The organism is Paenarthrobacter sp. NPDC090520 (genome assembly GCF_044769205.1).
GTDB lineage: Bacteria > Actinomycetota > Actinomycetes > Actinomycetales > Micrococcaceae > Arthrobacter.
In genome coordinates this window covers 1-17,967 of the sequence record NZ_JBIVXM010000019.1, presented here as the reverse complement: position 1 = coordinate 17,967, position 17,967 = coordinate 1, and the positions used below count along the sequence as shown (strand labels likewise).

Annotated in this window: 19 protein-coding genes; 11 read left to right on the top strand and 8 right to left on the bottom strand. The window is 63.8% G+C overall.

The window, feature by feature from the left end; translation table 11 throughout:
* Positions 1 to 2 precede the first annotated feature (2 nt).
* The 4 genes from ACIQTZ_RS19080 to ACIQTZ_RS19065 all read left to right on the top strand — a co-directional run bounded on the left by ACIQTZ_RS19080 (position 3) and on the right by ACIQTZ_RS19065 (position 1,875).
* The gene (locus ACIQTZ_RS19080) at positions 3 to 830 is read left to right on the top strand and encodes a hypothetical protein (RefSeq protein ID WP_402982845.1); all 828 of its coding nucleotides are present in this window, start codon (positions 3 to 5) and stop codon (positions 828 to 830) included.
* A 251-nt stretch (positions 831 to 1,081) separates the two neighbouring features.
* The gene (locus ACIQTZ_RS19075) at positions 1,082 to 1,237 is read left to right on the top strand and encodes a hypothetical protein (protein ID WP_402982843.1); all 156 of its coding nucleotides are present in this window, start codon (positions 1,082 to 1,084) and stop codon (positions 1,235 to 1,237) included.
* Complete coding sequence (locus tag ACIQTZ_RS19070; RefSeq protein WP_402982842.1) at positions 1,234 to 1,407, top strand: hypothetical protein; 174 nt, start codon at positions 1,234 to 1,236, stop codon at positions 1,405 to 1,407. The genes ACIQTZ_RS19075 and ACIQTZ_RS19070 overlap by 4 nt, the downstream gene beginning before the upstream one ends.
* A gap of 3 nt (positions 1,408 to 1,410) precedes the next feature.
* Positions 1,411 to 1,875: a hypothetical protein gene (locus ACIQTZ_RS19065; protein ID WP_402982840.1), complete on the top strand. Its 465-nt coding sequence runs from the start codon at positions 1,411 to 1,413 to the stop codon at positions 1,873 to 1,875.
* Positions 1,876 to 1,928: 53 nt separating this feature from the next.
* On the opposite strand, the gene ACIQTZ_RS19060 is transcribed toward ACIQTZ_RS19065, so the two are convergent.
* Complete coding sequence (locus ACIQTZ_RS19060; RefSeq protein ID WP_402982838.1) at positions 1,929 to 5,354, bottom strand: SNF2-related protein; 3,426 nt, start codon at positions 5,352 to 5,354, stop codon at positions 1,929 to 1,931.
* A 165-nt stretch (positions 5,355 to 5,519) separates the two neighbouring features.
* Here ACIQTZ_RS19060 and ACIQTZ_RS19055 point away from each other — a divergent pair, with 165 nt between their 5' ends.
* Together ACIQTZ_RS19055 and ACIQTZ_RS19050 are read left to right on the top strand one after the other, a co-directional pair.
* The gene (locus ACIQTZ_RS19055) at positions 5,520 to 6,368 is read left to right on the top strand and encodes a hypothetical protein (RefSeq protein ID WP_402982837.1); all 849 of its coding nucleotides are present in this window, start codon (positions 5,520 to 5,522) and stop codon (positions 6,366 to 6,368) included.
* 754 nt (positions 6,369 to 7,122) lie between these two features.
* Positions 7,123 to 7,980 (top strand): hypothetical protein, encoded by an 858-nt coding sequence (locus ACIQTZ_RS19050; protein WP_402982835.1) that lies wholly within the window; start codon positions 7,123 to 7,125, stop codon positions 7,978 to 7,980.
* A gap of 171 nt (positions 7,981 to 8,151) precedes the next feature.
* Here ACIQTZ_RS19050 and ACIQTZ_RS19045 read toward each other — a convergent pair whose 3' ends face one another.
* Complete coding sequence (locus tag ACIQTZ_RS19045; protein WP_400336886.1) at positions 8,152 to 8,673, bottom strand: hypothetical protein; 522 nt, start codon at positions 8,671 to 8,673, stop codon at positions 8,152 to 8,154.
* A 134-nt stretch (positions 8,674 to 8,807) separates the two neighbouring features.
* Here ACIQTZ_RS19045 and ACIQTZ_RS19040 point away from each other — a divergent pair, with 134 nt between their 5' ends.
* Both ACIQTZ_RS19040 and ACIQTZ_RS19035 read left to right on the top strand, forming a co-directional pair.
* Complete coding sequence (locus ACIQTZ_RS19040; RefSeq protein ID WP_397323542.1) at positions 8,808 to 9,305, top strand: sigma-70 family RNA polymerase sigma factor; 498 nt, start codon at positions 8,808 to 8,810, stop codon at positions 9,303 to 9,305.
* Entirely contained in the window at positions 9,302 to 9,964 is a 663-nt protein-coding gene (locus tag ACIQTZ_RS19035; protein ID WP_400336884.1) for an anti-sigma factor family protein, read from the top strand. Before ACIQTZ_RS19040 ends, ACIQTZ_RS19035 begins: the two co-directional genes overlap by 4 nt.
* On the opposite strand, the gene ACIQTZ_RS19030 is transcribed toward ACIQTZ_RS19035, so the two are convergent.
* Genes ACIQTZ_RS19030 through trmB form a run of 3 tightly spaced genes read right to left on the bottom strand, consistent with a single transcriptional unit; the run spans position 9,947 to position 11,756 of the window.
* Positions 9,947 to 10,435, bottom strand: coding sequence for an SRPBCC family protein (locus tag ACIQTZ_RS19030; protein WP_402982833.1), 489 nt, complete (start codon positions 10,433 to 10,435; stop codon positions 9,947 to 9,949). The two genes, ACIQTZ_RS19035 and ACIQTZ_RS19030, sit on opposite strands and share 18 nt — an antisense overlap.
* A 1-nt stretch (position 10,436) precedes the next feature.
* A complete protein-coding gene (locus ACIQTZ_RS19025; RefSeq protein ID WP_402982831.1) occupies positions 10,437 to 10,829 on the bottom strand; it encodes a hypothetical protein in 393 nt (130 codons plus the stop codon).
* 21 nt (positions 10,830 to 10,850) lie between these two features.
* Positions 10,851 to 11,756 carry a tRNA (guanosine(46)-N7)-methyltransferase TrmB gene (gene trmB / locus ACIQTZ_RS19020; protein ID WP_400336878.1) on the bottom strand — a complete coding sequence of 302 codons (906 nt, stop codon included), beginning with the start codon at positions 11,754 to 11,756 and terminating at the stop codon, positions 10,851 to 10,853.
* A gap of 164 nt (positions 11,757 to 11,920) precedes the next feature.
* Here trmB and ACIQTZ_RS19015 point away from each other — a divergent pair, with 164 nt between their 5' ends.
* On the top strand, positions 11,921 to 13,177 hold the full coding sequence (locus ACIQTZ_RS19015; RefSeq protein ID WP_402982962.1) for an MFS transporter: 1,257 nt from the start codon (positions 11,921 to 11,923) through the stop codon (positions 13,175 to 13,177).
* Between the two features lie 71 nt (positions 13,178 to 13,248).
* Here ACIQTZ_RS19015 and ACIQTZ_RS19010 read toward each other — a convergent pair whose 3' ends face one another.
* Both ACIQTZ_RS19010 and ACIQTZ_RS19005 read right to left on the bottom strand, forming a co-directional pair.
* Entirely contained in the window at positions 13,249 to 14,541 is a 1,293-nt protein-coding gene (locus tag ACIQTZ_RS19010; protein ID WP_400336876.1) for an MFS transporter, read from the bottom strand.
* Between the two features lie 25 nt (positions 14,542 to 14,566).
* A complete protein-coding gene (locus tag ACIQTZ_RS19005; protein ID WP_402982829.1) occupies positions 14,567 to 15,784 on the bottom strand; it encodes a M20 family metallopeptidase in 1,218 nt (405 codons plus the stop codon).
* Positions 15,785 to 15,924: 140 nt separating this feature from the next.
* On the opposite strand from ACIQTZ_RS19005, the gene ACIQTZ_RS19000 reads away from it, so the two are divergent.
* Positions 15,925 to 16,962, top strand: a complete 1,038-nt coding sequence (locus ACIQTZ_RS19000; RefSeq protein ID WP_402982828.1) for an Lrp/AsnC family transcriptional regulator — start codon at positions 15,925 to 15,927, stop codon at positions 16,960 to 16,962.
* Positions 16,963 to 17,087: 125 nt separating this feature from the next.
* Here ACIQTZ_RS19000 and ACIQTZ_RS18995 read toward each other — a convergent pair whose 3' ends face one another.
* Complete coding sequence (locus ACIQTZ_RS18995) at positions 17,088 to 17,783, bottom strand: SAM-dependent methyltransferase (protein ID WP_402982826.1); 696 nt, start codon at positions 17,781 to 17,783, stop codon at positions 17,088 to 17,090.
* Between ACIQTZ_RS18995 and ACIQTZ_RS18990 the strand changes: the two genes are divergently transcribed.
* The coding region (locus ACIQTZ_RS18990; RefSeq protein WP_402982825.1) for a hypothetical protein at positions 17,766 to 17,967 on the top strand (202 nt) is incomplete at its 3' end. The genes ACIQTZ_RS18995 and ACIQTZ_RS18990 overlap by 18 nt on opposite strands.

Genomic DNA, 17,967 nt, shown 5'->3' with positions numbered 1-17,967 from the left:
GCATGCTGTTAGAAGTCGGGGCAAAACGAAACGTTGCTGAGTCCGGATCGTCGTCGATTCGGTTCGGTGAAGAGCCCAAGAAGTCGGGGCAGTGGGCCGGACGACGGCTGCTCTGGAACGGAGACGAGGCTGCTTTCAACCTCTCGTTCTGGTGCGGCACCTGCCCGTTGGTCTTTGAACGGCTCGAGGGTGCCACAGAGACAGTTTCGATCCCCGAGGTCCAACTGCAACTCAACTCCGGGCTTGAAGGTATCGACGACGGCGTCCTCAACGCACTCGCATCTGTTCTGCCAGCCGGGCAGTACATTCCCCTGTTGCTCGAAGTGCGGCCGGGCCTGGTGTATCCGGGGAAGCCAGGCGACTACTTCAGCGAAGAGCAGGTAGATACTTGGGGCCTGTCAGGTTTTTGGGGTTTGCCCGAGTATCCGAGCACCCCCTACTATCGCACTTGGCAGGCGCCCGTTGATCAAACAGCTCATGCGTTTGAGTTCGTTGTGCCGATGGTTCCACCCACATGGAACGACAGCGGCCGTGTGGCGGAATACTCCGCCATGCTGGCAGATGTCTCAACGCCGACTGCAGTGTCTGTTTCAGTGCTCGACGTCTGTCAGCCGGCCATGGACAACGGCTCCGACTATTACGTTCATTGGGGCCTGATGCATTTCCTGCTGGATGGACATCACAAGATGCAGGCTGCCGCGGAATCCGGCCGGCCACTGCGCCTGCTGTCTTTGTTGGCTGTCGAGGACGGACTGTCGAGCGAAGACAAAGTGGATCAGATCGTTAAACTCCGCGCGAATCCTCCGGCACCTCGAAGGGCCTCGTCGTAGGGTGATTCTCCACAATCAACCCTTCCGACACTGAGCATCCGTCATTTTCCGCAGGCTCCCTTCACTGCTAATTAGGCAGACGTGGAGGGGGTCTTTTGCCATGGAAAAGAGCACAGTTTTCCGGATGATGGATCCGGAGGCGCTGTCGGCGCGGTGCGACCAAGCCTGGGAGTACTTCCTGCCCGGTGATGAAGTCGAGATCGACTTTGCGGGGGGGGGGGGGGGTAATGGCTGGTTTGGTACAGGACGTCATGCCTGACGGAACTGGCGTCTGGATCTACGTCAACGGAGTTGGCAGGCGACTGTTCGGCGCCGGGGAAGACGTAGAAATCAGGGTGGTCCGGAAGGTCCCCCGCCCGAACATCGTGCCGGAACCGGGAGGGGACGATGATTGGAGGCTCCTTTGAAATTACACATCTTGGCGGCGGCGGTCGCACTGGTGATCGGCGGCGCCGGTGCCATCATTTCCAATCCCGAGGTGGGGGTCGCTTTGGGTATCTCCGTGTTCGCAGGTGGCCTGGCGGATGTGAAACGCAGCCGACGCCAGAATTTGTCAGTCGCAGATGATAAGGAGTAACTCATGGAGAAACCACTATCGCCCATCTTTGACGACGCTGGCACGGAAGTCAGCCGTGATGCCTATTGGGGTCAGAAAGAACTCGGAGCGGCAATTGGCACTACCCCGGCATACGCCGGGACCTTGCTGCGCTTGGTTGGCCTGCTGGAGAGCGAAACCAAAGAACCAACCGGCGAGGCCCTGAGGACCGGTGCGGCCAAGCACGTCACGGTTGCCACGGCGGATGGGCCGCATCGATATCCGCGATGGAGGAAGGACCTGGTCCTCGGTGTTCTTTCACAGGCGTTGCAGGACAACCCAAAACCCCTGACAAGGTCTGAGTTGGAGAAGCGCAGGCATGGCGCGTCTTATTACAGTCGGCCGCAGTCTCCCGAAGGGCCACAATCTCCGGAAGAAAAAATTGTGGAACTGGAGCGCCGGATCGAGTTGTTGGAAAAGCGGCTGGTCGCCGTGTCAGGCCCGCTGTGAAACGGTAATGGCTGGCACAGAGGGATTGGTACCTCGTGGCAGCTCCGCCGGTCTTACTCCGCGAACAGCGCCGCCAGGTCCTCCGCCGTCAACGAACCGCCGGCCAGGGCATCGCCTTCCATCACATCCGCGAAGAGCTGCGACTTCTTGGCCTTCAACGCCATGACCTTCTCTTCGATGGTGTCCTTGGCCACCAGCCGGTAGACCATGACGTTCCGCGCCTGGCCAATGCGGTGCGTCCGGTCCACAGCCTGTGCTTCCGACGCCGGGTTCCACCACGGGTCCAGCAGGAACACGTAGTCGGCCTCGGTCAGGTTCAACCCGAAACCGCCGGCCTTCAGCGAGATCAGGAAGACGGGCGCGCTGCCGTTCTTGAATTCGCTCACTACGTCGCCTCGGTTCCGGGTGCTGCCGTCGAGGTAGCAGTATTCGATGCCCTCGGCATCCATCCGCTCGCGGACCTTGCCCAGGAAGCCCGTGAACTGGCTGAAGATCAGGGTCCGGTGGCCTTCGGAGATGATGTCCTCGAGCTGCTCGAACAGGACATCCAGCTTGGACGAGCGGACGGCGGAGAGGGAAGAGTCCACCAGCGAGGCGTCCAAGCTCAGTTGCCTCAGCAGGGTCAACGACTGGAAGATCGTGAACCGGTTCTTGTTGACGTCATCAATCAGGCCCAGGATCTTTTGCCGTTCGCGCTGCAGATGGGTCTGGTAGACCTTCTGGTGGCGCGGGTTCAGTACTACTTCCAGGACCTGTTCCTGCTTGGGCGGCAAGTCCTGGATAACTTGCTCTTTGGTGCGGCGCATCATGAGTGGACGGACACGACGGCGGAGCTTGCCCAGTTGCGCCGAGTCACCGTTCTTCTCCACGGGCTTCTGGTAGTTTTCGGCGAATCTCTTGGGGCTCGGGAACAGCCCGGGCGCCACGATCGAGGTGAGGGCCCAGAACTCCATGAGGTTGTTTTCCAGCGGAGTACCCGTGATGGCCAGCTTGAACCGCGCAGGAAGTTTTCGCGCGCACTGGTACGCCTTGGACTGGTGGTTCTTCACGAACTGAGCCTCGTCAAGCATGAGCCCGGCCCACTGGAAGTAGGCGTAGGCCTCATAGTCGATGCGGAAGAGGGCATAGGAGGTAATAACGACGTCGGCACCCGCCATCGCTTCGGACGGCAACAGGCCACTCTTCGCGAAAGTCTCCGAAACGGTGCGCACCACCAGGCCCGGAGCAAACCGCTGAGCTTCGGACGCCCAGTTGCTGACCACGCTGGTGGGGGCCACCACCAAGAACGGCGCCCTGTCGTTTCCGCCGTCCACGGCCAGCTCCTGCGCCGCGCACATCAGTGCAATGGCCTGCACGGTCTTGCCGAGACCCATGTCGTCGGCCAGCACTCCGCCCAGGCTGTGTTTGTACAGGAAGCTGAGCCAGTTGAAACCTTCGTGCTGGTATGGCCGCAGCTCAGCGTTAAGGCCGGCCGGCAGCGGCAGCCCGGTCACGCCGTCGTCGAGCAGTCCACCCACCGACTCCCGCCACGCGGCCGCCTGCTCGTCCACAATCCCCAGTTGCGCCAGCTCGTCCCAGAGCCCCACCTGGAAACGGCTGATCTGCAGGGTGCCGTCCTTGTTGTCCGGATTGTCCTGGAGGGAGCGGGCCTCGTCGATGAGTGCGCGGAGCTGGTGAAGTTCGGGGAGGTCCAGGGAGAAGTGGGCGCCGCTGGGCAGGAGCATGCGCGTTTGTCCGGCGGCGAGCGCGGAGAAGACTGCGGCGAAGGAGACCGGTTCGCCCTCGAGGGTGATAACGATGCCGAGGTCGAACCAGTCGCCGCTCGCGGTCTCCTTGGTGGAGATCGACACGACGGGCGCCTCTTCCGCCTCCCGGTAATCGGCGATGTCGCCGGACGTTTCAACCACGACGTCGGGCAGTTCCCTGAGTGCCGGCAGCACCTCTTCGGTAAACGCGAGGGTGTCGAGGCCGCCCAGTTCCGCGGTGGCCGTGAGCCGCGGCGCACCCCAACCTCCGGTGGCGGACTCTGCCAGGGCAGGGACGGTCTCCCACGGGTGCCCCAGCGATTCGAGAATGCGTGCCTCGGCGGCATCGTCGCGGTAGCCACGGTCCTCGGGATGCCGCCACAAAGGCTGTGCCGTGACCAGCGTTCCCGAGGTGTAATGCCACTCCCAGTGCAGCCTCACCTTGTGGTCATTGCCGTAGTTGGCCAGCAGGGAGAGCGTTGGCACTGCCAGCGTGGGCAGCTCCACTGACTCGTCGGCTGCCTGCACGGGCGTGGACTGCCGAAGCTTCGGGTAGAAGGAGGTGAGGAAGCGGCTCTCGTCCTCCGCGGGGATCTGCAGTGTGGAACCATCCGTGACGAACTCCAGGAGCTCGTCGCTGATACCGCCATCGATCGGGGCCAGCGTGATCAGGTTCTTCTGCGCCGTCACTCCGGGCAGCGTTTCCGCCCCGGATTGTGTGAAGAAGATCCCGTTGGCCGGCTTGCCCAGGAAGCCCACGGTTCCGGCATCAACCTCCTCCCCGCCTACGGTCACCGACGGCGCGAGCTGCAGGCCGCCGTCGTGCTTTCCGTTTGTGGTGCCGTTCGCGTCGGGCCGGGCCGCGCCGTGCCGGGCAAGGCTGAGGCCGACGACGGCGGGTTGGGACTCGACGCGGACAGGCTCGCTCCCAGCCGCATGAATCAGCGGGATTCCGGCCTTTGTTGCTTCGTCGAGGAGGACCCAGAGGTTTTTGCCGGTGAAGTCGTTCAGGCTCAGCCACATGGCACCCGACGGTTGCTGGCGGCCGTTGGGGGAGCCGTGGGCGGCGAGGAAGGTTTGCAGCCATTCCACCTGCGTTTCGTTGAACTCGCGGCGGAAGCTGACGTAACTGAGGTTGTTCCAGGACACGTCGCCGCGGATCCACTTGCCCTTGGCGCCCATCATCATGGGGCGGACCTTGAGTTGCCGGACACTGCGCACGGGGTCGCGGCGACCTGTGTAGGAAAAGTGGGCTGCCGGTTCCTCCACTTCGAATTGCAACGCGAGCTGAGTCCCGGCGGGGCTTTGCGTCGGACCGGGCTTGGCAATCAGCCTGTTGAGGGCGAGTTCCCACGCCGGGCGCGTTCCGGCCTGGTCCGGGCGGGCTGTCTGCATGCCGGGAGCCTGGGCCAGAAGCTGGGCGCGGATGCTCGGGTGGTCCTCGGCCGTGAAGAGGAGGGCGGCAACGTGCTTGCAGTCCTTGCGCACCGGGCAGCTGCAAATGCCCACTGAGCAGCTCCAGCCGCTGGGTTTGCGGACGAGTTTTGCCGAGGTGGAGTAAGGCTGCGGCGTGTTGCCGCGGACCTTGCCCAGGAGGAGCCCCGTGGCCGCATCGAACGTGATCCCCGTGACCCGGCTGCCCATGGCATAGGCCAGTCCGGCCGCGAGGGAGCGGTCGTTAATGGCGGGTGTTTGTATGGCCAGTTCCCAATTGTCATCGGGGTGGGACGGCATGCAGGCGGCTACTTTCGGCAGGAGGTTATCTGCTCAATCTTAGTCAGCCCCGAGCGGCCCCCAAACTTCGCCCACCGTTAACCTCAACCTCGATTGCGGCGCCATTCGCGCGCGTACGTTGAAGGTGTCCGGAGCACCATCAGCTTTCAGCAGTGAGGATTTCCCATGACTACCAACGAGTACCCCGTCGTCCTGAACAAAACCGCCGTCGAAGCCGGCAATGGGGACGTAGTGGATTCCAACGTCAACGTCGTGAATGAGATGTACGCGGAGCTCCTCAACAGCGACGAAATCGCACCGGCCGCGCTCAACAGCTACTTTGTTGACTTCTACCTGACGCAGGCACTGGCCGGCGGGTTTGCCCAGTACGTGTTCACCGCCCCCGAGCGCGATGAAGTGGATGCCTTTGTCCGCGCTGGATTGGTGGGAATCGGCGCTGCCCGGCACCTGGAACTTTTCAACCGCACCGCTGCTGCTTTTGACGCGTTGTCCGAAGACGAGGCTGAGGCCTACCTCGATGGCGAGCTGGACGAGTCCGAGGCCACGCCCGCATCGGTGGCGTTGCTGGATGAACTCGACGGCGAGTTCGAAGGCCTGCTCGAAGAAGAGGACATCGTGGACCTCAACGCCGACTACCTCCGCAGCCAGCCCGGCCTGCTGGTCCTGTCCGAGGAGGATATCGAGGCACACATTGCCGAGCGTGTTGCCCTCATCCCCGACCTGGAAGAACGCCGGGCCGAGGCCGAGGACGAAGCCCTCGCCAACGCACCCGAGTTCGAGGTCATCATTCGCGAATTGTGCGACGTTGCCGGCTACGCCCTGGAGAAGATCACCATGGGCGACCCCAACTACGAGCACGACGGCGTCACTACGCTGGCGTGGCATTTCTCCACCGACCACGGCGACTACATCATGATCGAGGACGAAGACGAGGCTTTCATGATCCACCCGGAGACGAAGGAAATCATCGCGGCCGTGGAGTTCGAAGAGTCCGACGAGTTCGTGGAGGCGTAGGCTTCCCTTTTCTCACCGCCGGGTTCCCGCGAACCCGGCCAGCACCCCCGGAAGTTTCCGGGGGTGCTGGTTTGTTTCCAGCGAACCCGGCGGGAGGGGGTGTGACGGGCATGGATCAACCTCAGGAGCCCGTCGTCGCCGTCCCCTTAACCATCTCGCTGCTGGGGCTCACCAATGACCGGACGTTGCTCACGCCCTGGCCCGCCGCAGCTTGACGAAGCCCCAGACAATAGATGCTTGCCAGCAGACAAGCAGGCCTATCCAGACCCAGTCAAAGCCACGGTTTCCAGCATTAATGACCATGGCTATGGCACCCAAGATCCAGGCCGACTCCTGAAATGCGAGGAATCCCAGGTTCTGCGGATTCCTGGTGGTCTTGCCTTCTGCCACGTTCTCTCCCCCGTAGTGTTGCTTTCCAGCGACTCTCACCTGGTCAGGGCCAGCTACCCTGGAAACTCATGGTCGGCGTCTTCTGCCGTTCTTTTACCGTACGCTGCCGCTTTGATTGCCCGCGCGGGGTTCGCGGGAACACTGCCTTTTCGCGCGGAAGTTTCCGGACGGCAGGCATCCTTCCCGCGAACCCGGTTCCTGAGGCGCCCGTGCCTGTCCACATAGGCTCATTTCAGCCTTCTGCCGGTCCCGGTTGTGTGGCGATGCTGGGTCGATGAGCACACCGCCGGAAACATCCAGATCCCCCAAGCTTCGGGGACTCCCTGCCCGCGGAAACATGTAGCGAACCGAGCAGTTGCTCGGCATGGGCCACAACAGTCGAAGCATCAAAGCGTTGTTGGACTCCGGGCAAATCCATCGGCTGAGGTACGGGTGCTACATCCGGACCAGCCGTTGGGATGCCTTGGGTCCTCGCCAGCGTGCCCTGCAACGGATTGCTGCCCACGCACACGGCACCCTGACAACGTCTACCGGGGCTTTTACCTACAGCCACCTGTCTGCGGCACGACTTCACGGGCTGTTCTTGTTCGGGGTAAATGACAAGGTTCATTTGCTTCACCCCGCCCGGCCCTCCGCCGACCGTTGGGGAAAGGATGTGCAGGCCCACACTGAAGCTTTCTCCGAGGACGAGGTCAGCACGGTTCGTGGCTTGAGGGCGACAACGCTTGAGCGGACGATGTCCGACTGTGCCCGGATGCTTAGTTATCCCAAGGCCTTGGTCATCGTGGATCACGGGTTGCGGCTGGGCGCCAACCGGGCCCTGGTTGAAGAGCTGGCCGACGCCTCTGCCGGCAAACGGGGTGTCCGGACTCTGCGCAAGGCTCTCGAGAACGCCGATGTGCGCGCAGAATCGGCCGGCGAGACGCTGACGCGGGAACTTATGCAGCGCCTGCGCATCAGGCTGCCCGAGCCGCAGTTCGAGGTGCGAACCAGAGTGGGCGAGCACCGGATGGACTTCGCCTGGGAGGAGGAGAAACTCGCACTGGAGTTTGATGGGCGGACCAAATACTTCGATTACAAACCAACCCAGGAGGTCATCTTTCAGGAGAGGCGCCGCGAGAAGGCCCTCATGGAAGATGGTTGGCGTTTCATTCGCATCGAATGGAAGGACTTGTTCCAGGAACAGGCGTTCAAGGAACGGATTCTGCGCGCTCTCCGATGACGCCGCCTGCACCCCGTTCGCGGGAAGGGTGCCTGCTCGTACGGAAATTTCCGGGATGTTGGCACGTTTCCCGCGAACTCGGCGGGGACAGGGTAGGTTTGCCGCGAACTCGGCGGGGATCGGTGGGGTTTGCCGCGAACTCGGCGGGGACGGGGTGGGTTTGCCGCGAACTCAGTACCCCGTCGTCGCGGCCCCCTTGACCATCTCGCCGCTTGGGCTCACCAGGTACCAGACGTTGCTCACGCCCTGGCCTGTCACGTCGCCCGGTGCCTTGTCCTTGGCGTAGTAGTACAGGGGCATGCCGTTCAGCGTGACCTGCTTCTTCCCGTCAGGCGTCGCGATGGTTCCCACGGTCCCGGTGACGCCGTCAACAGTGGGGGCGTCCGCCGTCGTCGTAAATACCGGCCAAGCCGCAAGGCAGGCCCCGGTGCAAGCGCTGGTTCCCGAGTCCTTGACGTCCTTGGTGAAGAAGTAGAGGCTCATTCCTTTGCTGTCCACCACGATCTGGCCGGCGCTGGAAGAGGCCACCTTCATTTCGGCAGCTGCGGTGGGACTGGACGAAGCCGCCGCCGAGGAAGCGGCAGCGGACGATGCAGACGTCGGTGACGTGGACGTTCCCGGGCTCCCGCCGCATCCTGCCAAAGCGGCCACGAGGGCAAGTGCCCCGATTCCCAGGCTGAGTTGCTTTTTCATCCCTAGCTCCTATGACGAGCCGGCCGGACGGGTCGGCGCTAACCCGTACGACGCCGTCGGGTGAAGAATGGTTCAAGGGTGAACCGCGGGCGCCTAAAACGCGTCGTAGGGGATGACAAGCGAAGGAGGTGGCTATGCCGTTGGACGAGGACGTGGTGGCAGCGATCTACCGCGACCACGGCACGGCCCTGAAACGCTTCGTCCTGAGTTGCACACCGGATGCGCATCTGGCGGACGACGTCGTGCAGGAAACCATCCTGAAGGTGTGGCAGCATGCCCCGCAGATCACGGGCAGCCTGCGCAGCTACCTCTTCAGGACCGCGAGGAACGTGATCATCGACAACTACCGGAAAGCCCAGCGGCGCCCCACGGAAACGGGCGAGCATGACCTCCCGGACCAAGGCGCCACGGAACGGGTGGACGAACTCCTCAACCGCGTGCTCATGGAGGAGGCGCTGCTGAGGCTCAGCCACGAACACCGCGAGGTACTTGTGGCCCTGCACTACCAGCGGTACACCGTCACGGAGGCAGCCCTGCAGCTGAACATTCCGGCGGGCACCGTGAAATCCCGGGCCTTTTACGCAGTGAAGGCCCTCCGAACGATCCTTGACGAAATGGGGGTGGAGAAATGAACGGCGAATCCGTCCACCAGTTGCTGGGGGCCTACCTGTTGGGCGGCCTTGAAGCGGACGAGGCCCGCGCCTTTGAGGACCACCTCACGCGTTGTGCGGAGTGCCGCAAGGAGTTGGAGGAACTCGAGAGCCTCCCGGCTCTGCTCGACGCCGTCCCGGCAGCGGACGCCGTCGCCCTCACTGCTGCTGGCGGAACGCAACCACTCACACCCTTGGAATCCGCGCCGCAGGCCCTCCTGGTTGATCTTTCGGCCCGCAGGCGGAAATCACGACGGCGGTGGGCGGCTGTTGTGGGGGCCGTCGCTGCGGCGTGCCTCGCGGTGGGTGTCCTGGCCGGTCCGATCCTGAACCAGCCGCAGAAGCCTGACGCCAGCTATTCCGTACAGTCCGGCGATGGCCTTCAGTTGACCGTTGGAATGGTCAAGAAGACCTGGGGGACTGAACTGGATGTCGAGGGCCGGAGCATGCCGCTTGAGGGGACACTTTACCTGTGGGTGAAGGGTCGTGACGGCGCCGAGGAACGGACCTGCGGGTGGACGGCCACACCGAGTGGGCGGATCAAGATCACCGGTGCAACGCCAGTGCAGCTGACCGGCATCGCGGGAGTGGAATTGAGGGACGACTCGGATAAGACAGTGGCATCAATCTCCGTGCCGTGATGCGGCGTGCAGCTCGGCCACCAGTGCCGGATCCTCGCACGCCTTGGCGAACGCGTCGATGCGTCGTTCGATTTCGAGGCCCAGGACTTTCGCCCCCATCCGTTCGGCCAGTGGCCTCAACCAAGCCGGCTTGCAGGAGAACGTGTACTTCCAGACAGCCCGGGTGCCGTCGCCCTCAGGGGTGAAGCGCCAGCCACCACCGAAGTTGTCGAAGAACCACGGCCCGGCGACCATCGTCATGCCCACGTTGCGTGGCGATGTGTAGGAAACGTATTCCGTGACCATCGTCAGGCCCATGCGGGATACCGTCCTGGTCCGGACCCCCTTGCCTGCACTCGTGGCCCCGTCCACAAAGGACTGCGCCGAAATGAACGGATCCCACTTGAGCCGGAATTCGCCCGTGGTCTGCGAGAGCGCAAACGTCGTTTTGGGGTCGAGCCGGATGAACCTCTCCGCGCGTACCTGGGGCATGTCAGGCCCCCTGCCCGGAACCGAGCAGCAGGATGACCAGGAATGCCACGCCGAACACGTTGACGGCCATGATGGAGAGGCCGACGATGCCCGTGACCCGTCCGGCGTTCATACGGCCTGACCGGAACACGGCGATCAATCCGGAAACCATGGACACCACGGCCAGGAGGACTGCCAAGGCAGCGAAAGCCAGGGCGCCCACCCACCATGCGTCGTTGCCTTGGTTGTAGCGGCTGATCTGCGAGGCAACTGCCGCGATCCCCAGGGGTATGCTCACCACTGCGGCCACCGGTGACAGCACTGCGGCCACGATGCTCGTGATGCCCGCGCCCAGCCCAAGTGTCCGGGTCCGTGGCGGCTGCTGATAGTAATCAGCCGGCGGGTGGTAGCTCATGGTTCCCCCGAAATCCGTTCGCTAGATCTTGCGGTACGTGAGGTCGAAGATCATGCGCCCGGCCTCATGCGCCTTGTTCTCGAAGCTCGTCCGGATGCGGCCCTCGAACCGCGGAGCCCAGCCGCCTTCCTGGTCAACGCCCTCGTTCGGTCCGGTGTGCTCCGTGCTGACAGGGGCGCGGCCTTCCTTGACCGGCGCACCTCCCACCACGGATTCGACGCCGGATTGCCACACTTGCGTCAGCGGGCTCTCCTCGCCGCTGCGCTCGCCGTCGTGCATGTTCTCAAACTCTGTTGAGCCCGCCAGGACTTCGCGGACGTGGACGGCGTAGTTGGACCAGTCGGTAGCGATGCGCCAGTAGCCGCCCTTTTCGAGGGCCTTCGCCGCAACGGATGCGAAGGCAGGCTGGATGAGGCGGCGTTTGTGGTGCCGGGCCTTGTGCCACGGATCCGGGAAGAACACCCAGAGTTCGCTGACGGATCCGGCAGGGAGCATGGATTCGAGGACCTCGGGAGCGTTGGCTTCCACGACGCGCACGTTGGTCAATCCACGGCTGTTGATCTTGATGATGGTGTTGGCCAGCCCGGGGGTGTAGACCTCCACGGCCAGGAAGTCCTTGTCCGGGTTCTGCTCCGCTGCGTGGACCACGGCGTCGCCCAAACCGGAACCAACCTCGACGATCAGGGGAGCCTTGCGCCCGAACACTGCCTCGGCGTCGAAGACGTATTCCGGGTGCACCGAGGTGTTGGCTACATGCCGCGGGACCTGGATTGCCCATCGCTCTGCATGTTCCTCCCAGGCGGCTTGCCGGCGGCCCTGGAGGCGCGTTCCACGGCGCACGAAACTGACCGGCCGGCCGCCGTAGGTGCCGAAGGAGGCCTGGCTGCCGGGAGTAATGGGGCGCGGGGTTTCTGGGGTGTCACTCATGTCTTATCCAGAATACTTTGCCCCGCTGGCTCTGCAGCGCCGGGTCTGTGGCCAGAGTCGCCATATCAGGTGAGCAGGCCAAAGTACTGCGATCGCGCCCGGCTGACAGAATAGGACGTGTGACCTCCTCCCCGAAGCCGGCCTCGTCCACGCAGCGCCCAGAGATGTCCGTGAACAAAAGGCCCTTGCCCGAGATCGCAGTGGATGCCGAGATCGACGACGACCCCGCAGCAGCCCCCACCCAGCTACGGGGCAAACGCGGCCTGGCGTATCTGGCGGTCTGCCTGATCCTGATCGGGCTCAACCTGCGAACGGTCTTCTCCAGCTTCTCCGCCGTGCTTCCCGAAATAACGTCCGACGCCGGTCTGCCGGGCTGGTCTGTTGTGGTCCTGACGACTGTTCCGGTGACACTGCTTGGCGTCTTCGCGCCCCTTGCCCCGGTGCTGGCCCGCAGGTTTGGGGCGGAACGGGTGCTTCTCGGAGCCATGGCAGTCCTCACGGCGGGCCTCCTCATCCGGCCCGGCGAGCTACCCGGAACCGGCCATGTGCCGACGCTCCTGGTGGGAACAGCTGCGTGCGGCGCAGCGATCGCACTGTGCAACGTGCTCCTGCCTGGAGTGGTCAAGAGGGATTTCCCGCACCGGCTGGGCCTCATGGGCGGGCTCTACACCACGGCTATCTGCGCGTCTGCGGCACTCGGTGCGGGCTTCACGTATCCGGTCTTTACGGCAACCGGCCACTGGACATCGGCGCTGTGGTTCTGGGCGGTGCCTGCCGCCGTCGTGCTTTTGCTTTTCCTGCCGCTGGCTATCAGGCAGCACCCCGTACATCACCACGCCATCACATCAGGCGTCAACGTATGGCGTTCCGCGGTGGCGTGGCAGGTGACGGCGTTCATGGTGCTGCAGGCGATGATGTCCTTCAGCGTGTTCGCGTGGCTGGCGCCTATTTTGCGCGAGAGAGGCGTGGATGGCGGCACGGCCGGGTTGATCGTGTCTGTGTCGATCGTGCTTCAGATGCTCGGCTCTTTGTTTGCCCCAGCCTTGGCCACACGCTTCAAGGATCAGCGGGCCATCAACACAGTGGTGGCGCTCATGACCGGCGGCGGCTTCGCCCTGAGTATTTTCGGGCCTACCGAGCTGATCTGGCTCTGGACCGGACTGCTCGGGCTGGGCCAGGGTTCACTCACGGCCGTGGCCCTGACGATGATCATGGTCCGCACCCGGGATGCCCATTCGGCCGCGCACCTGTCCGGAATGATGCAGGGCGTCGGTTACGGACTGGGTTCCACCGGCACCTTGATGGTGGGCCAGCTTCACCAGGCAACTGGTGGGTTTGCTGCCGCTGGAATCCTGTTCCTGGTGGTGGGCTCGCTCGCGGCGTTCTTCGGGTACCGGGCCGGCCGCGACCGCTTCGTTTAACCCAAGTAGGGGACAGCTCCTGTCGCTATGAGGGCTCATAGCGACAGGAGCTGTCCCCTGCTTGGGAGAGCCTAGACGGTCAGGTCCTTGCCCTTCGTTTCCGGAATGGTGAAGACGAACGCGATGCTGATGACCAGCAGGATCACGGCGTAGACGTTGAACAGGTATCCCTGCCCGATGGTGCCCAGCCACGTCTGCAGGTAGGGGGCGGTGCCACCGAAGGCGGCGACGCAGATGGAGTACGGAACGCCGACGCCCACAGTACGGATGTGCGTGGGGAACAGTTCGGCGTACACGGCCGGAACAATGGCGGCACTGCCGGCGATGAAGAACAACATCACGGACATGGACACCGCGAGCTGCCACGGGGAATCCTTCAGGAGCCACGTCATGGGGAAGTGGAGCAGGGCCGAGCCGGCGGAGGACATGATCAGCACGGGCTTGCGGCCGATCCGGTCGGACAGCTTGCCCCAGAACGGCAGTGCTGCAATGAACACGATGTTGGCGATCACGCCGGCCCAGAGAGCCGCGCCGCGGTCCATCTTGAGAGTGGTTGCCGCGTAGCTCGGAGCCACGACGCCCCAGATGTAGTAGACCACCGTGAGGCCAACGGTAAGGCCGATGACCTGCAGCGCCTGCTTGCGGTACTTCACGATCTGCGGCCACATTGGAGCGCGCTTTTCCTTGGGAGCCTCGGCCTCGAACGCCTCGGTTTCCTTCATTTTGGAGCGCATGATCAGGGCATAGATACCCAACGCGCCGCCGATCAGGAACGGGATTCGCCAGCCCCAGGCACTCATGTCCTCCTTGCTCAGGACGGCCGTGAGGATCGCGCCGAGCAACGTACCCGCCAGGATTCCGGCGGTGCCGGAGGTGTAGATGAGGGTGGCCCAGAAGCCGCGCTTTTCCTTGGGTGCCATCTCGGACAAGTACGTTTGCGACGACGGCAACTCGCCACCGTGCGCCAGGCCCTGGATGAGGCGGGCCACCAGCAGCATCACGGATGCGAAGGCGCCAACGGCAGCGAAGGTGGGTGCGATGCCGATCAGCAGGCTGCCAACCGCGCCGAGCGCAACGGCAATTGTCATGGAGGTCTTGCGGCCGATCCTGTCACCGATCCAGCCGAACACGAAGCCACCGAACGGGCGGGCAACGAATCCGACGGCGAAGATCGCCAACGTGGACAGCACGGCCGAGGTGGGGTCCGAGGTGCTGAACAGGGCACTGGCGATGAACGGCGAGAACGTGGCGTAAATGGCCCAGTCGTACCATTCCACGGCGTTGCCGATGCCGGTGCCCACGAGCGTGCGCAGGTGGGACTTGTGGACCTTGACGTCAGGGGACGTTCCAACGGTGGCGGTCATGGGGTTCTCCAAAGGGGCCGTGGGACTAGTTGGCGGAAAGGGTGGCGATGCGGGAAACGGCGAGTTCGGCGTAGAGCGCCGCACCGTCGGTGAGGACACCGTCGTCGAACGTTGCGTACGGCGAGTGGTTGAAGGGCGACGTCGCGTGGTCGGCACCGGGGGCCACGGCGCTGAGACCCACGAAGGTTCCGGGAACCTCGGCGAGGACGCGGGAGAAGTCCTCGGAGCCGCTCAGGGGAGTGGCCATCCGGGTGAGGCGGGATTCGCCGAACATTCCGGCGATGACCTTTTCGGCCGTGTTGGTCTCGTCCTCATCGTTGATGGTGAGGGGGTATTCCTGCTGGTAGTCCACGTCCACCTCCAAACCGTGGGCCGCTGCGATGCCTTTGAGCAGTTTGGGTACTGCAACCATCATCTTCTGCCGCGAGTCTTCGGAAAAGGTCCTGATGGTGGCTTCGATGCGGGCTGTCTCCGGGATGACGTTGCGCTTGGTGCCTGCGTGCAGCACGCCGACCGTGAGGACTACGGGATCGAACATGTTGAACTGCCGGGTAACCATCACCTGCAGGGCCGTGACCATCTCAGCGGCTGCTGTCACGGGGTCCTTGGCCGAGTGTGGGGCCGAGCCGTGGCCGCCCGCGCCGAGGACGGTGACCACCAGGCCATCGGACGAGCTGAGCATCACGCCATTCTTGGTGACGAACTGGCCATGCGGTTCCAGCGACGAGAAGACGTGCATCCCGTAGGCGGTGTCCACGCGACGACCGGCAGCATCCAGGACACCTTCGTTGATCATGTAGCTCGCGCCGTCGAATCCTTCCTCGCCGGGCTGGAACATGAGCACAACGTCGCCAGCCAACTGCTCGCGGCGCCCGGCAAGCAAGGTGGCGGCTCCGGCCAGCATGGAGGTGTGGAGATCATGTCCGCAGGCATGCATCGCGCCGTCGATCCGGGAGGTGTAATCCACGCCGGTCGTTTCCTGGACCGGCAGTCCGTCCATGTCGGCGCGGAGCAGGACCACGGGCTTCTCAGCCGAAGCGTGGGCCGCACCACCGCGCAAAACCGCGGTGACCGACGTCGTGTCCTTGCCCAGCGTGATTTCGTACGGGAGTCCATCCAGCGCCTTGAGTACCTTTTCCTGCGTGCGGGGGAGTTGCAGGCCGATCTCCGGTTCGCGGTGGAGGTCGTGGCGGAGGCGAACGATGTCTTCCTGCAGTTCCTTGGCATCGGCGGCGATGGTCATGTGTTCTCCTGTGGTGCTCGGCTTCGTGATTCCTTATGCCATTCTGTGGTGACCTGCTTCACAAGTTCTGAAACAACTGGAAATGCGCATGAAGTCTCCAACGACGCAGGATTCATGCACCTTTGCGAGAGAATGGACGTATGGAACTCAGTGAAGAAGATCTGCGCCTCATTAACGCACTGCAGATTTCACCGCGGATCAGCTGGTCGGACGCCGGCAATGTCCTGGGCGTCCACGCCACCACCCTGGCTGCACGATGGGACCGGCTCCGGGCGGTCGGCGCCGCCTGGACTACCGCCCACCTCATGGGCGACCCCAAGAACATGTGCCTGGCCATGGTGGACATCGACTGCGAAATGGACCTCCGGCCCGAGGTGACAGCCGCCGTCGCCCAACTCCCTGAGGTGATCACTGTCGAGGAAGCCGCCAGCAACCGCGATCTCACGCTGACTGTCATCACGGAAGACCTGGACAAGTTCAGTACTGGACTGCTGCCGCGCCTGAAGGAAGTCCGCGGGCTCACCAAGTACCAGACGTCCCTCTGCACGCGCATCCACACGAGCGGTTACGCCTGGCGGCTCAACGTCCTGAGCAAGGCCGAGCAACAGGCCATCCGCGCGCTCGCCGGGCCGGAGTCGGCCAACCCGTCCGCGCCCGACGCCATCGTCGTACCGTTGCCGGAAAGCCACCTGGCACTCATTCCGTTTCTGGCCCGGGACGGCCGCGCCTCCGCCGCCGAGATTGCGCGAGCCCTCGGCCGCCACCCAGCTACGGTCCAGCGTCAACTGGGCAGGGTACTCGCCAGCCGGATGCTGTCCTTCCGCTGCGAGATCGCGCAGAAATTTTCCGGTTACCCCGTCACCGTCCAATGGTTCGCCAACGTCCCGGCCGGCCAGCACGAGGCCGCGGCCACCGAGCTCCGCGCCGTCAGGAACGTCCGCTTCTCGGCCTCCACCACGGGCCGGACCAACTTCACCATGATCATGTGGCTGCGCACCTTGGCCGAGGTCATGGAAATGGAACTCGCCATCCAGCAGCGCATCCCCGGCGTTGAGCTCGTGGAAAGCGTGGTCATGCTGAACACAGCCAAACGCGTCGGCTGGATGCTCAACCCGGACTCGACTGCCACGGGAACGGTGGTGGCACCCTACGGTGAACTGCTGCCGGACGCTGTTTAGGTACGACGCCGGAGCGCGGCTTCGGTGCCTCGGCCCGGCGACGCTTGGGCTGGCATTGCTCCGGGAGGCCGAGTGCCGCGGCAGTGGTTTGGAGCGAACCGAGGCCGGACGGCTCCCGGCGCAGGCTAGGCCTTCTTCGTCGCCCGCAGGACAGTGTCCAGGATGGTCGCGGGGTTGCCATCGGGATCGTCGATGGTCCGCTCCCGGGCTTCCAGGACGTCAATAAGCCAAGGCCCCTGTTCCAGGCCGAGCGATTCCGCCAGTTCGTCCGGAGCGTAGAACATTCCCGGTTCGTGGTGATGACCCCATGGCGCAAGCCCGTGCGGGTGGTGCCCAACGATCAGGAGCGTGCCACCCGGCGCAACTGCGGCCGCTGCCTTTGCGGTGGAGTCCTGCCACGGCAGCAAGGGGGAGTGGAGGAACTGTGCCGAGACCAAGTGGTACTCGGGCTCGGGAGTCCAGTCAGCCAGATCCTGTTGCTGCCACGTGATCCGGTCCTGCTGGCCGTTCTCTGCGGCGTGTGCGGCTCCGCGGTCCAGGGCGACGGCTGAGACATCCATGGCCGTGACCTGCCACCCTTGCTTCGCGAGCCAGATGGCGTCGCCGCCCTCGCCACAGCCCAGGTCCAGGGCTGTGCCCGGTTCCAGGTTGCCTACTTCAAGCACCAGTTGCGGATTGGGGTTGCCGCTCCAGATCTTCGGGCGCTCCCTGTACATGCCGTCCCACATGTCCACGGCGTTGTCCGCATCCTCGTGGAGGTTCAGGCGACCCTGCTGGTCGCCGTGTTGGTGGGTGCCGCCGTCGTGAGTGTGTTCAGCCATGACCCAAGCGTGCCGGTCGCCGGCAAACGCGCGCAAGACCTTTTGCTGTTCCGGCAAAATCTGGCTGGCAGTTGTGGTTGTTCCCAGCTGGCGGTTTCTAGCGGTTATCGCAACAGGAAGGTTCTGATCATCTCATTTGGGGTGCAGAAGTCGAATCGTTGGCGGGGTCTGTCGTTGAGTTCGT